Below are 13,565 nucleotides of genomic sequence, written 5' to 3'. Positions count from 1 at the left end.
TTTGTAGGAAAGCATCAAAAAAGAGTGAAATGATTGAAAAGTTACGTCATCAATTATCAGTTTGGTATGTTTTGGCCATCAGTTCTGATCTTCTTTTTACCTGACAATTAATAAATGTCATTATCCATGGATCGTCTAAAATTGAAGAAAATTCATCATACTCGATGTCATGAATCATTTCCTAAAAGAATTTTTTACTAACGAATGCTAAATGAACGCTTTGTTTTAAACGGCAGTTTGACGAACCTTATTCTATTGAAAGAAGCTAGAATAACCGTAGCTATTAGCACCCCACCCATAATTTCACTACATTTGGTTTTATACTAAAAAAATGAAATAAATTGATTGATTGGACACATTGAAACCTAAACTTGTTCCTTTAAACTTAAATTGTAAGCGAAGATCGTTTACATAAATTATATTAAAGGGAGGAATACCATGAAAAAAAAATTACCATTGGTCAGCCTATTGTTTGGTTTCATTGCTTTAATGTTTTTCTTACCACTAACCAAAACACATGCTGATGTCACCGTAACAAACGATTGTACAGATCCGTCACATTCATTTACAGCTTCCATTAACGCAGATAATGGAAAAGATGTCTCGTCAGACTACTACAAAGTAACAGTTGGACAAACAGAATCTTGGCGCAGAAATGATCCTAGAGGCCATATTTTAGCCATTGTTTATTTAGAACAACTTAGGACCTACTATACTCCAACTAACGCCGCCTACTCTTTTAAAGATGGAAAACTTTATTCCCAAGGTAGCACAACAGAAATCACTCCGTTAAAAGTTGAAACAAATTCGCTTGTTACGCGAAGTATGAACGTTAACATGATTAATCTTTCCACAAGTCTTACAACAGTATCGTTAAGTAAATGGAAAAGTGGCGGATCGACAGACTACTTTACGCTAAACCACCTTGATAGTGAAACTTGGAGCAGAAATGATGATCCAAGAGGCTTTTTAGTTTCAGTCCTATATAATAGCGGATTCTCAAAAGAATACATATATTATTTACCTAGCATACAATACCTAGGCTACAAAAATTTTCTGACAATCAGAAAAGATGCTATCTATGATTGGGATGAAACACAGAAATTAAAAGTAGTTAATGTGATTGACTACTAAGCATGAAGAACCATTAAAGCGATCAAATAATAACTAATGATGAGCCTAGGGAGAAAAGATGCCCTAGGCTTTTTCATTAAGTACAAAAATAAATAACCAGTGTTTTTGAAGTTAAGCTTCACACAATAGAAATACCGTCGTATAAAGTATAAAAAACGTTTATAAAGGCTATCCGCTTATTCACTCATCTTACAGTACTTTTTCCAACCTCTTGCTAAATTTCAGCCAGCTCCTCCGATATTCAAGAACTGATCGATATCCCAAAGAAAATTCCACTATACTTGACTCTAAAATAAAAAAAATTAATAAAATAGTAAATTAGAATCATTGAAAAATAGTCTGCATCCTTTAGACTTAAATTGTAAGCGAAAACGTTTACGACTATATTATATTAACAGGAGGAATATCATGAAAAAAAAATCATCACTGGTCAGTTTATTAATAGGAATGGTCGCTTTAGCCATCTTTTTAATCCCGACCAAAGCAGCACACGCTGACGTCACTGTAACAAACGATTGTACGGACTTTTCAAGTATTCAGGTTTCAGTTAGTGCAAATTCTACAGGAACGGGTAACACCGACTACTTCAATATCACACCTGGTCAATCAGACTCTTGGAGCAGACTTTCTCGTAGTGGATTTATCTTGTCGATTGTCCATAACGGAATGCTTAGAACCTATTATACGCCAACAAGTGCTTCTTACTCTTATAAAGATGGTAGCCTTTATCAACGAAACAGCTCAACTGAAATCACACCACTGAAAAAAGTAGTCTACTCTGATACAAAAGGAACTAAAATTGTAAATATGGTCAATCTCTCTGATGGAACTGTTCAGGTTGCATTAAGCAAATGGAAAACTGGCGGATATGCAGATTACTTTGAACTTGCTCGTCCAGCTGTAGAGAGCTGGAGCAGAAACAATGATCCAAGAGGCTTTTTAGTTTCAATGAAAGCCAAAAGTGAAATGAATGAATACATATATTATTTACCTAGCATTGAAAATATCGGTGGAAATTATTTAACTATTAAAAACCAAGCCATCCTTGATTGGGATGAAAGAACTCCATTAAAACTTGTAAATGTTATTAAATATTAATTTATAAGCAAATAAACCAAAAGAGACTGGGCCAAAACATTGACGGCTCTATAATTTATGGGACTGAAAAATCAAAATTGATTCTTCAGCCCCATTTTCATTTTTGCTATAAAAAAACATATCGTTCTCTAGTATGATTAAATCACCAAAACCTAACCAACTGAGAGGCCAATATGCTCTATAAATGATTTCAACTAAAAAATGCTAAAATTAATAGATAAAAATTTAACAAAATTCAAATAAGAACTGAGCTAGAATGATGGTCCTTTTTGATCCAGATTTGATTTTGTATCATTCATATTTTTTAAATAAAGAGTAAAAAAAGCAAGTAAAACCTGCCATTAGATATTTCTAGCTAAAAAATTTTAATTTTTGCAGATTATTCCACATTAAAAATACCTTCTCAATCAGTCTCATTAACCATCAAATCAAGTAATTAAGAGTCCATATAGTAGTTTAACGAGTTAATGGTTATCAAATTAAAATGATCAAAATCTGGTCATTTTAGATATGTTATTAGGAACAATACTTAATGTAAAAGTCTACTAAAATTGATCTTTTTTATTAACTTGAAGGTCTTTCCCCATATAAATTTTTGGTGTGAAATTATTTTCTAATATTGAACTATACCAATCAACAATCTTTAATTTTAATAGAATTGAACCTATTTGATTGAAGTCAAATTTCTTTTCTTCTGTCATCTTTACATATTTTTTTGTACTTTGTAACCACAACACTGAGGAAATCCTAGAATTTAAAATTTTCTCAATATTTTTTTTCTGAATATGAGGAAATTTACCTTTATCTTCATCTGTAGATGCTTTTCTATCATTATATTTTAATAACTCTTCTTCTACATTAAACTCAGTAATATTTCTTAATAATTGAAGTGATAATATAGATTGCTCAAAGCTATACATACTATTTGATGTATCCATTCCTCTTTTGATTGCTATTAACTCCTTGGTATCCTTTTTGTATACATCTGCTATTTCTATTGGAACTCCGTTGTAATTAATGTTTCTTTGATGTAACTTTATATAATTTTTATTCTCACTTAGTTTTTCAATATACCCACCTTCTCCTTTTAGCCTTCCTTCACCAGAAGAATAGTATATATTAAACTCCTCATTATACTCAATAACTCTATTTATCTCTTCTAATTGTTTTTTTAATAACTCTGAAAATTTATCGTTAAAGTATCCCCAAAATCCTGAATCCAAAGTATATAACATATTATTATATTCTAATTCACAATAAATCCATTCTTTTAATAAACGATTTTCAATTACATGATGTTCATGATTAGTCACTCTAATTTTCAGATCTGTTAAAGAAGTTATTTTTTCATTGTATTTACGAATGTATTCCAGTATAGAACTGTCGTAAGGTTCTAGCTCTTCTTTCGTTTCTTTCAAATGGTTACTAACATATATCTCTAAATGGTTATTCTCCGAATATATATTAATCGAATTATTTACTAAGTGTATTTTACTCACGTCCAAAGCTATACCAATTTCATTGACATCATTTACTATTCTTTCTATAACTTCTTCATCCAATGATCCTGATAATTGAGAACTTTTCGCAATCCTTTTCTTTCTAGGTAAAATCGATTTATTTTCTTTTAAAGTTAAAGCTTTATCTACATTTTTTAATAATTCAGATAATTGATCAAATCCTTCTTTACTATTTATATCAAAATTTTTCGGAAAAGATACACCAGTTCCACAGTCAATAGAATTTCCATAAAAACTAAAATCTGGTTTTCCACTTATATAAGCATAGCTTTCACTTGCTTTAGGAAATTCTCCTTGATCTTTCTTATAATTAGTGATACCTTTCATTTTATTTTTTTGAATATAACTCACATTTTTTAAAGTAATATGCTCATTTTTGATGGTCTTTTCAGCAAACTTCAAGCCAAATTCTTCGTCAATAAACTTTTCAAGAACTCTAAATCCTTGACTTAACGAATGTGCATACAAGTTATTCGGAGTTTTTAGTATAATAACTGCATTATATTGGTATAAAGTATCATCTATAATATTATGCTCTTTATAGTCTGCTTCACCAACATTAAAGAAACGTAATAATTCAGAAAGCCATTCTATCTGTTTCTTTTCATGACTCTCAAAAAAGAAAAACAATTCTAAATTATTTTTTGGCTCAGTTCTACTTTTTCCTATTTGTATATAACCATTTTCATTAAGTATCCTAGAAACCTCAGAAAAATTATTTGTTCTACATTTAGATAGTATAAGCTTCATTTTTTCATTTCCTTACATCACTTTATTTGTAAATATTAATTCCTATTTTTTAATACAAATATTTCCTTCCCCGAGGAACATCAAATTTATTTCTTATATAACCCAATGTATTCTTGTAATATTCCATATTTCTTTCCTTTTCTATATTTTTTAAGATTTTTAATTCCAACTGTAGTAATGCTGACAAGTCTTTATTATTTGATACACCGTAAAACCTCGAATTGACCAATTTCTTTCTCTAATCGGATTCGTCTTATATTGCTAACGATTACATTTTCTTTATAAATAATTTTCCCATAAACTGAGCAACTACTCATTTCAAATTAGGCACCACTCTTATTCATACACTCGTTTAAAAATTTTTTTGTTTTTCTCCCAATGTTTCCTTCAATTGTCTTCAACCTAAGCAAAGGGATTTCAGCTTTTTCTAAAATAATATTTTTAAGCCTGTCACGTTCTTGCTGCACCTTATCATCATGACTACTTCCATCCACTTCAATCACTCCAATCGGAATCTTGCCGATCTTATAATAAATGACAAAATCACAGCTCGATTTTTGCTTCATGAATTCTATCTCTCTATCAGTAAATGAATTATTTTTTATGGAGACAAGTTGGATTAACTTGATCTGCATATGAAACGTCAAAGAAGCAAATTCATCTGTCCTTAAAATATCCCTCAACAAGGCAGCCATAATCCGCTCAGATTTGAAATATGAGTCCTTTAAATTTAATTGAGTATTTAATTTTTCCAGAGAACGATCATATTCCTTATATAATAAATCGAATGCAGAAATTACTGGACTATCATAGATGTATTGATCAGAGGCATAGTACTTAATATATCTAACTAAAGCTGCCAAACTTTTATTATTCTTTGTAAATACTTGATTACCAGTTACTAAAGTGAATTTATTGATGGCTCTAGAAACAGCTACATTAACCAAATGCGGATTATCAACAAAATCAATCGATACTTGACTGCTTTTTTTCTTATCCAAAACTGTTGAAAAAATAATTTCTTTACATTCTCTTCCTTGAAATTTATGAATGGTTGCTCTAGCAAACTCTTCTGGTAGATACTTCCCAGCTAAATTCACTTGATTGTTATAAGGAGCAATAAATCCGATGTCTTTCTCATCAGACCAGCCAACTTCTACTAAAGACTCAATTTCCCGCAAATTAGTTCGTTTTCTTGTATGGTTTCCTTTAGATGTGGTAATTAGTTCAATGGATGCTTCTCCTTCATCGATAGTCATAGGGATTAATTGATTATTGTAAAATTGCTGATTGCAAAATTGGATAATTTTAGGATGGCATCTATAGTGCTCTTTCAACAAAGTAATCGGCACTTTCTCTTTAAATACATTGATAAAAGAATCCAGTAAACTATATTTTGTACATTCGTAATCATTAGAAGGCGCCTTGATTTCTGTCTTTTCAGGTATGTGGGGAAGTTGTTTGCGATCACCCACCACAATAATATTCTTTGCACAGCCCAGACTCAAAATCCCTGGAACGATATCTTGCTGTGATGCTTCGTCGATAATGATATAGTCTAATATCGCTCCCTCTGCTATAGAATTAATAATCGAATGTGTACTACTGCCAATCACTGGAAAACGTTTAATAAAATTACTGAACTCCTTTTTATAGCTATCTGCGGTAAAATTTGAATTAGATGGAATTGATTTTGATAATTGTTGCTTGAGAAATTGCATTGATTTATTCGTTAACTCTTCTAATAATTTTTCGAAATTATCCCTATTCAAATCGTTCTTATATTTTTGTAATTGCTGTTCTTTTTGTTGTAACGTTTTTTCATAATAATGAAATTGTAGAGAATAAATAAAATTTATTCGTTCAGTATAAGTATTTAAAAACTTAGTTCTAAATATTCTAAACCCTAGCAATAAGCGGAATCTCTCTTTAAAAGAAAATTTTATTTGAGAAAGATAATTCATATATGCAAGTAAATCAGAAGTTTTCTCTGGACTTAATTTGTATCTTTCGACATCCATTAACTCTACAAGTGTATTTTCTTCATGCCATTCTTCTAAGTACTTTTTCTCAACAAGCAGCTCGCTGATTTCTGCAGTCAATTGCGCTACTTTATTTTGTGTAGCCAGACTTGCTTTCACCTTCGCTAAAATATCATCAATTTCCTTTATAGGAGTAGCTGCAGAATTTGAATTATAACGAGGAACTTCTTTTACCCCTGCAAAGAATTCTGTCCTATTAGTTGAACTTCCTAATTTCGCAATAAGGTAGTCTAGTTCTTTTTTAGCCATCTTCTCATACACATTTTCAACTGCTGGGTTGTTATTTGAAACAATTGCAACAGATTTTTTATTCATTAAAATATTTGCAATAATATTTAAAATAGTTTGTGTCTTTCCTGTACCAGGAGGTCCTTCAATAATACTAATTTGAGAGGAAAAGGCATTTTCAACAGCTTTTAATTGACTCTCATTCAATCCAAAGGGAAAAATAAAATGTTTCAAAGAATTTCTAGCCTCATTTTTACCATAGCAATACGAATGCAACGCGGTTCCTTTATAAGGAGTGATTTTTTCCAATTGCCTCTTGATGTTTTCGGCCATAGATTTATTTGCTGGACTAGCATTACGAACACGCTCTTTTACAATTTCAGTAAAATAAGAAAATATATCCTCATTTTTCAAATCAGAACTCGAAATAATACTTACTTTTTCTGACTTCATGACATACTTTTTTTGGTCATTTGGATAGTTTACAACAATATACTTATTCCCGTATTCAGTGGCTTTATCTATTTGTTGATAAACATTTTCTTCTTTAGATAAAAGACCTGCATGTATCTCTTTTTGTGGTGTAATTTTACATAAATCTAATGGCTTCCAAAACGATTTACCTGACGGGAAATAAACAGTTATCATTAGTTTATTGTCTTTTTCCCAGAGCTTCCAATCAATTATTTGATTCGTTTTGTCTTGTCCATTCATAGATATGGAAAACATTTAGATCATACCACCTCAATTTCAGACTATATGCTTATTCTAGATTATTGGGAATAAAAGATTTAACTGGAATTCAGAGCCACTCAACTTTTCTTGATAACTTCTTCTACTGTACTTGAAACATATTCCATTTTTTCAAGTTCAAATGCTTCCATCTCTTGTGCATGTTGTTCTGCTAGACATTTTATACTAATAATAATTGCATTTATTTCATTAATATCTTCTAAACTGATTGAATTTAATGTCAATCGTTCATAAGACATCTGACTTAATGCTGAAAGACAGCTACTTAGACTATATGAATCAGCTACTAATTTATCGAGATCTACATTTTTTTCCATGAGAAATACTCTCCATTCTTTTATCTAGTTAAGGAACGAAACATCATTATAAAAGCTGTTGCTTATCTTAATTAACTAATTCGGTATTAAAACTATTGAATCAAATCTTTACTATTAAATAACTGTATAGGCTATCAAGTAACATCAGTCGAACCATCAATAATATCAGACTAAGGATTAATGGATACTTTTTGTTCATGTTAGCATATTTCCCTCAATTGTTTTTTTCTTTTTTCAGCTTATTTCATTCATTTTTTTTATTTTATCTTGCAAATATTTGATAAAATATTTCATTTTTTCTATAGCATTTAACTTTTAATGCTATCTTCTTTGCAAAGATGACTGAACTAACAAAAAAGCTAGAAACACCCTAAAAAGGTATTTCTAGCTTATGGTATTCATTTAACCCACGGAACCTTCCATCTCATAACTGATCAAACGGTTGAGTTCGACTGCGTATTCCATTGGGAGTTCTTTGGTGAATGGTTCGACGAAGCCCATGACGATCATTTCGGTGGCTTCGGATTCGGTTAGGCCTCGGCTCATAAGATAATAGAGTTGTTCTTCTGAGATTTTTGAGACTTTGGCTTCGTGTTCCAAAGAGACTTGGCTGTTGTGGATCTCGTTGAATGGGATCGTATCGGATTTTGAGTATTCGTCCATGATGATCGTGTCGCATTCAATGTGAGAGATGGAACCGGCGCTGTTTTTAGCGAAGGTTACTTGTCCTCGATAATTAACTTCTCCACCGTCTTTTGAGATTGATTTGGAGACGATGGAGCTTGAAGTGTTTGGTGCGTTATGGATCATTTTCGCCCCAGTATCTTGGATTTGGTTTGCGCCAGCAAATGCAATGGAAAGCATCGTGCCACGCGCACCTTTGCCGTCTAGGTAAACACTTGGATATTTCATCGTTGTTTTAGCTCCTAGGTTGCCGTCGATCCATTCGACTGTGGCACCTTCGTAAGCTTTGGCTCTTTTGGTCACTAAGTTATAGACATTGTCTGACCAGTTTTGGATCGTGGTATAGCGACAATAGGCGTCTTTTCGGGTGAAGATTTCAACGATTGCTGCATGAAGACTGTTACTTGAATACGTTGGTGCTGTACAGCCTTCGACATAATGGATGCTGGCTCCTTCGTCAACGATGATCAATGTTCGTTCAAATTGTCCGGTATTTTCGGCATTGATCCTAAAGTATGTTTGTAATGGAACGTCGACTTTTACTCCTTTAGGTACATAAATAAATGTTCCTCCTGACCAAACAGCTGAATTTAAAGCAGCAAGTTTGTTGTCAGTGGGTGGGACTAATTTGGAAAAGTATTCTTTGAATAACTCAGGATATTCTTTCAATGCAGAATCAGTATCGGTGAAGACGATCCCTAATTTTTCAAATTCGTCTTTCATGTTGTGGTAAACGACTTCTGATTCATATTGAGCAGAAGCACCTGCGAGGTATGCACGTTCTGCTTCAGGAATCCCGATTTTTTCAAAGGTTTCTTTGATTTTATCAGGTACATCTTCCCAATCTCGGGCAGGTTTATCACTTGGTTTTTGGTAATATTTTATGGCATTGAAGTCGATGTCTGACAGGTCTGGTCCCCATTTTTGCATGGGCATTTTATTGAATGTTTCTAAGGATTTCAAACGAAAATCTAACATCCATTCAGGTTCACCTTTGATTCGAGACATTTCTCGAACGACTTCTTCAGTTAAGCCTTCTCCTGTACTGAAAACTGGTTCCACATCATCGTGAAAACCAAATTTATATTCTTCTAATTCTGGTACACCCATGTTCTCACTCCTCTTCCTGATGCACGTGATGGAAGGTTGCAGTGCCGTTTTCTTCCATTGCTTTTTCTAAGGCTTTCCAGCCTAATGTGGCACATTTGATTCTTGCGGGAAATTTGGCTACGCCACTGAGCATTGCTGCATCGCCTAATTGGTCGATGGCTTTGACTTCTTTTCCTTGGACTAATTGCGAGAAATCAGTGATCAATTGTTGTGCTTCTTCAACAGATTTTCCCATGACAGCATCGGTCATCATGGATGCACTGGCTGTACTGATGGAACAACCGTTACCGTTGAATGCGATATTCTTGATGATTCCTTCTTTGACTTCGACTTGTAATTCGATGACATCGCCACAGGTCGGATTATTCAATTCGATTCGACTGGTTGATTCAGTCAATGTACCTCGATGATGAGGATGCGAAGAATGATCAAGTATGACCTGGCGATAGAGATTATCTAGTTTAGAGAGTGCCATGTTGGAAAAACTCCTTCGTTGCAAGAATTGCTTCGACTAAACGATCTGCATCTTGTTTCGTATTATAAAAATAAAAGCTTGCTCGTGCAGTCGCCGAGACTTCTAAATAGTTCAATAAAGGTTGGGCACAATGATGACCTGCACGAACAGCGACACCTTCCATATCTAAAGCAGTGGCTACATCATGAGGATGCAAGCCATCTAGATTAAAGGCGATGACCCCTGTACGAGTAGCGGGATCTTGTGGTCCATAAATGGTCAACCCATCGATTTGTTGTAGTTTAGGTAAGACATAGGCAATTAATTCTTTTTCATGATCATGGATATTGTCCAACCCAACGTTTTCGAGATAGTCAATCGCTTGACCTAGTGCGATGGCTCCAGCGATATTAGGTGTGCCGGCTTCGAATTTCCATGGAAGTTCTTTCCAAGTACTATCGTACAAGTCGACAAAGTCGATCATTTCGCCACCAAATTCGACTGGTTCCATTTGTTCTAACCATTTTCGTTTGCCATATAAGACTCCGATCCCAGTCGGTCCACACATTTTGTGTCCGCTAAACGCAAAGAAATCACAGTCTAATTCTTGGACGTTGATTGGCATATGAGGAGCGGATTGTGCGCCATCTACAACTAGTACCCCACCTTGCTCATGGACAAGTTTTCCTAGTTCTTTGACGGGATTGATCACACCTAAGACATTTGAAACATGAGCAATCGATACGATTTTTGTTTTGTTAGTGATCAATTGTTTTGCTTGTGTCATGTCTAAAAATCCGTCGGTAGTCAAGTCAATATATTTTAATGTTGCTCCTGTCTTTTTGGCTAATTGTTGCCAAGGAATGACATTGGAATGGTGTTCCATGTAAGAAATTAAGATTTCATCCCCTGCTTGCAGAAACTGTTCACCAAAGCTGCGAGCGACCCAGTTCAAACTCGTGGTGGTGCCACGAGTAAATAGGACTTCAGCAGTTTCAGCTGCATGGATAAACTTTCTGACCTTTTCCCGAGCGCCTTCATAGGCAAATGTTGCTCGTTCGGCTAAGGTGTGGACTCCTCGATGCACATTGGCATTATCTTGTTCGTAGTATTTTTTTATTGCTTCAATTACTGCTGTTGGCTTTTGCGTAGTGGCTGCATTGTCTAAATAAACGAGCGGTTCATCATTGACTTCTTGAAATAATATTGGAAAATCTTCGCGAATGGTTTCTTTCAGAATCATACATTCAACTTCCCTTCAATAACCTCCACTAACTCTTTTCGGACTGCTTCTACTGGAATTGCTGTTAACACAGAGCCAAGGAAGCCTCGAATAACTAATCGTTCTGCTTCTTCTTTATGAAGACCACGGCTCATCAAATAATACATTTCTTCAGGATCGACCCGACCAACACTGGCAGCATGTCCTGCAGTGACTTCATTTTCATCAATGAGTAAGATCGGATTGGCATCTCCTCTTGCTTTATCTGAAAGCATCAATACTCGACTTTCTTGTTGGGCATCGGCTCCTTTTGCGCCTTTTAAGATATGTCCGATCCCGTTGAAAGTCAACGTCCCTTTTTCTCGGATCACACCATGTTGTAAGATATGTCCGATCGTATGAGGCGCTTTGTTCGTGACACGCGTATCAATTCCTTGGATTTGTTTTCCTGAGCTAATGGCAACGATTTTCACTTCTGCATGGGCGCCTTCGCCAACTAAATCAGAATCAAAATCAGCAATTACATGTCCATCATTCATCACGCCGATTGCCCAATCTACAGAAGCATCACGTAAAATATGACCTCGGCGGTTGATATAAGAAGTGATATTTTCTCCTAATTGATCGACAGCTGAATATTTGATTTTTGCTCCAGCTTTAGCGATTACTTCGACAATGATATTACCAGAAGCTTTTTGGATTTTCTCTTTGGTCGTTTGGAATCGTTCCAAGTAAGAGAACTCACTATGTTCCTCTGCGACGATCAAGACATGTTTAAAGAAATGCTGTGCTAATTTGCCATCTTGGATGAATAAGCTCTCAATTGGCTCATTGATCACGACATTTTTAGGAACATATAAAAATACTCCGCTGTTCATGAAAGCAGCATGTAAAGCGGTCAATTGATCTTCATCCATTTTCACTGCTTTTTCCATATAGTATGGTTTGATTAAATCTGGATGCTCTTGGAGCGCTGTGAAGATATCTGTAAAGATCACGCCTTTTTCCATGAGTTCCACTGGTAATTGTTCAAAGATCGTACTTGTTCCTTCTTGCACCAACACAGGGTTATCTTTCATTACGTCAAACCCAGCTACATTTCCTGTCTCACTAAAGTGGTCTGTGAACTCATGGATATCGAATAATGGCCAGCGATGGAATTTTACACGATCGATCTGAGGAAGTGGTAATTGATTGGCTTTTTCTAACGCTGCTTGACGTAATTGGGTCATCCATTCAGGTTCCCCTTTGCTTAAAGAAAAATTGGTAACTGCGTCAAGTTGGTCGAGCCAGTTCGTTTCTTTCATTTTCCGCTCCTCCTTACGCTTCTTCTTCTTTATAGTCAATTCCTAGTTCTTTGCTGATGCCAGCATACCCTTCTGCTTCAAGTCGTTTCGCTAGATCTGCATTCCCAGTCATCACGACACGTCCTTCCATCATGATGTGGACGACATCAGGAGTGATATAATTCAATAATCGTTGGTAGTGGGTAATGATCAATGCGCCAAAGTTTTCGCTACGCATTTCATTGACCCCTTTTGCTACGACTTTCAATGCATCGATATCTAACCCAGAATCAATTTCATCTAAAATGGCAAAAGTTGGTTCTAACATCAATAATTGTAAGATTTCATTTCGTTTCTTTTCGCCACCAGAAAAACCTTCATTCAAGTAACGTTCGGCCATTTCTTCTGGCATATTTAACATCGCCATTTTTTCATCTAATTTTTTCAAGAAAGTCAAAACAGACATTTTATCGTCTTCATCACGTTTGGCATTGATCGCTGCACGCATAAATTCTGCATTCGTGATCCCAGGAATTTCGCTTGGGTATTGCATCGCTAAAAATAACCCTAGACGTGCCCGTTCATCGACCTCTAAATCTAAGATATTTTTTCCGTCAAATAAGATCTCGCCTTCAGTGACTTCATAGTTTGGATTCCCCATAATAGCGGCTGACAGCGTCGATTTCCCTGTTCCATTTGGTCCCATAATGGCATGGATCTCGCCTGTTTTCATCGTTAAGTTTACGCCTTTAAGAATTTCTTTCTCTTCAATTGAGACGTGTAAATTTTTTATTTCTAAGACAGACATGCAAATTCCCTCCAGATTCTGTTTCGTTCTCACTTATTTTAGACTAATTGAGAATAGAGCGCAATGTTATAACCCACTAAAATCAAAACTTTTTTCACGAGTTATCATTAAATCAATATTACTAGATAATAATATTTATAAAGAAACTTCTGTTTTTAG

Annotated in this window: 10 protein-coding genes; 2 read left to right on the top strand and 8 right to left on the bottom strand. The window is 34.6% G+C overall.

From position 1 onward, the window contains the following. The first annotated feature begins 438 nt into the window (after positions 1-438). Complete coding sequence (locus IGJ23_RS02590) at positions 439-1,134, top strand: hypothetical protein (RefSeq protein ID WP_010719970.1); 696 nt, start codon at positions 439-441, stop codon at positions 1,132-1,134. A 408-nt stretch (positions 1,135-1,542) separates the two neighbouring features. Next, on the top strand, positions 1,543-2,232 hold the full coding sequence (locus IGJ23_RS02585; protein WP_242697195.1) for a hypothetical protein: 690 nt from the start codon (positions 1,543-1,545) through the stop codon (positions 2,230-2,232). Between the two features lie 545 nt (positions 2,233-2,777). Here IGJ23_RS02585 and IGJ23_RS02580 read toward each other — a convergent pair. From IGJ23_RS02580 to sufC, 8 genes are all read right to left on the bottom strand, one after another. Further along, positions 2,778-4,502, bottom strand: coding sequence for a DUF6119 family protein (locus IGJ23_RS02580; protein ID WP_207432902.1), 1,725 nt, complete (start codon positions 4,500-4,502; stop codon positions 2,778-2,780). Between the two features lie 323 nt (positions 4,503-4,825). Beyond that, the gene (locus tag IGJ23_RS02575) at positions 4,826-7,501 is read right to left on the bottom strand and encodes an AAA domain-containing protein (protein WP_251849351.1); all 2,676 of its coding nucleotides are present in this window, start codon (positions 7,499-7,501) and stop codon (positions 4,826-4,828) included. An 83-nt stretch (positions 7,502-7,584) separates the two neighbouring features. Continuing rightward, entirely contained in the window at positions 7,585-7,842 is a 258-nt protein-coding gene (locus IGJ23_RS02570; RefSeq protein ID WP_063626604.1) for a hypothetical protein, read from the bottom strand. Between the two features lie 402 nt (positions 7,843-8,244). Beyond that, positions 8,245-9,636 carry a Fe-S cluster assembly protein SufB gene (gene sufB, locus IGJ23_RS02565; protein ID WP_010738383.1) on the bottom strand — a complete coding sequence of 464 codons (1,392 nt, stop codon included), beginning with the start codon at positions 9,634-9,636 and terminating at the stop codon, positions 8,245-8,247. Between the two features lie 4 nt (positions 9,637-9,640). Next, complete coding sequence (gene sufU / locus IGJ23_RS02560) at positions 9,641-10,111, bottom strand: Fe-S cluster assembly sulfur transfer protein SufU (protein ID WP_096709544.1); 471 nt, start codon at positions 10,109-10,111, stop codon at positions 9,641-9,643. Beyond that, the gene (locus IGJ23_RS02555) at positions 10,098-11,333 is read right to left on the bottom strand and encodes a cysteine desulfurase (protein WP_063626601.1); all 1,236 of its coding nucleotides are present in this window, start codon (positions 11,331-11,333) and stop codon (positions 10,098-10,100) included. The genes sufU and IGJ23_RS02555 overlap by 14 nt, the downstream gene beginning before the upstream one ends. Continuing rightward, entirely contained in the window at positions 11,330-12,619 is a 1,290-nt protein-coding gene (gene sufD / locus IGJ23_RS02550) for a Fe-S cluster assembly protein SufD (RefSeq protein WP_161652270.1), read from the bottom strand. Before sufD ends, IGJ23_RS02555 begins: the two co-directional genes overlap by 4 nt. A gap of 13 nt (positions 12,620-12,632) precedes the next feature. Beyond that, entirely contained in the window at positions 12,633-13,406 is a 774-nt protein-coding gene (sufC, locus tag IGJ23_RS02545) for a Fe-S cluster assembly ATPase SufC (protein ID WP_207432880.1), read from the bottom strand. Positions 13,407-13,565 lie beyond the last annotated feature (159 nt).

Origin of the sequence: Enterococcus sp. DIV1682a, from assembly GCF_051711005.1 — a bacterium.
Classification (GTDB): Bacteria; Bacillota; Bacilli; order Lactobacillales; family Enterococcaceae; genus Enterococcus_B; species Enterococcus_B hirae.
Note: the sequence above shows the minus strand (reverse complement) of the source record. Positions and strands in the feature narration are given on the sequence as shown.

What these genes read in the sequence shown, in the direction of transcription:
- IGJ23_RS02590 (WP_010719970.1), top strand. Translation starts at nt 439, where the DNA reads ATGAAAAAAAAATTACCATTGGTCAGCCTATTGTTTGGTTTCATTGCT.
- IGJ23_RS02585 (WP_242697195.1), top strand. Translation starts at nt 1,543, where the DNA reads ATGAAAAAAAAATCATCACTGGTCAGTTTATTAATAGGAATGGTCGCT.
- IGJ23_RS02580 (WP_207432902.1), bottom strand. Translation starts at nt 4,502, where the DNA reads ATGAAGCTTATACTATCTAAATGTAGAACAAATAATTTTTCTGAGGTT.
- IGJ23_RS02575 (WP_251849351.1), bottom strand. Translation starts at nt 7,501, where the DNA reads ATGTTTTCCATATCTATGAATGGACAAGACAAAACGAATCAAATAATT.
- IGJ23_RS02570 (WP_063626604.1), bottom strand. Translation starts at nt 7,842, where the DNA reads ATGGAAAAAAATGTAGATCTCGATAAATTAGTAGCTGATTCATATAGT.
- sufB (WP_010738383.1), bottom strand. Translation starts at nt 9,636, where the DNA reads ATGGGTGTACCAGAATTAGAAGAATATAAATTTGGTTTTCACGATGAT.
- sufU (WP_096709544.1), bottom strand. Translation starts at nt 10,111, where the DNA reads ATGGCACTCTCTAAACTAGATAATCTCTATCGCCAGGTCATACTTGAT.
- IGJ23_RS02555 (WP_063626601.1), bottom strand. Translation starts at nt 11,333, where the DNA reads ATGATTCTGAAAGAAACCATTCGCGAAGATTTTCCAATATTATTTCAA.
- sufD (WP_161652270.1), bottom strand. Translation starts at nt 12,619, where the DNA reads ATGAAAGAAACGAACTGGCTCGACCAACTTGACGCAGTTACCAATTTT.
- sufC (WP_207432880.1), bottom strand. Translation starts at nt 13,406, where the DNA reads ATGTCTGTCTTAGAAATAAAAAATTTACACGTCTCAATTGAAGAGAAA.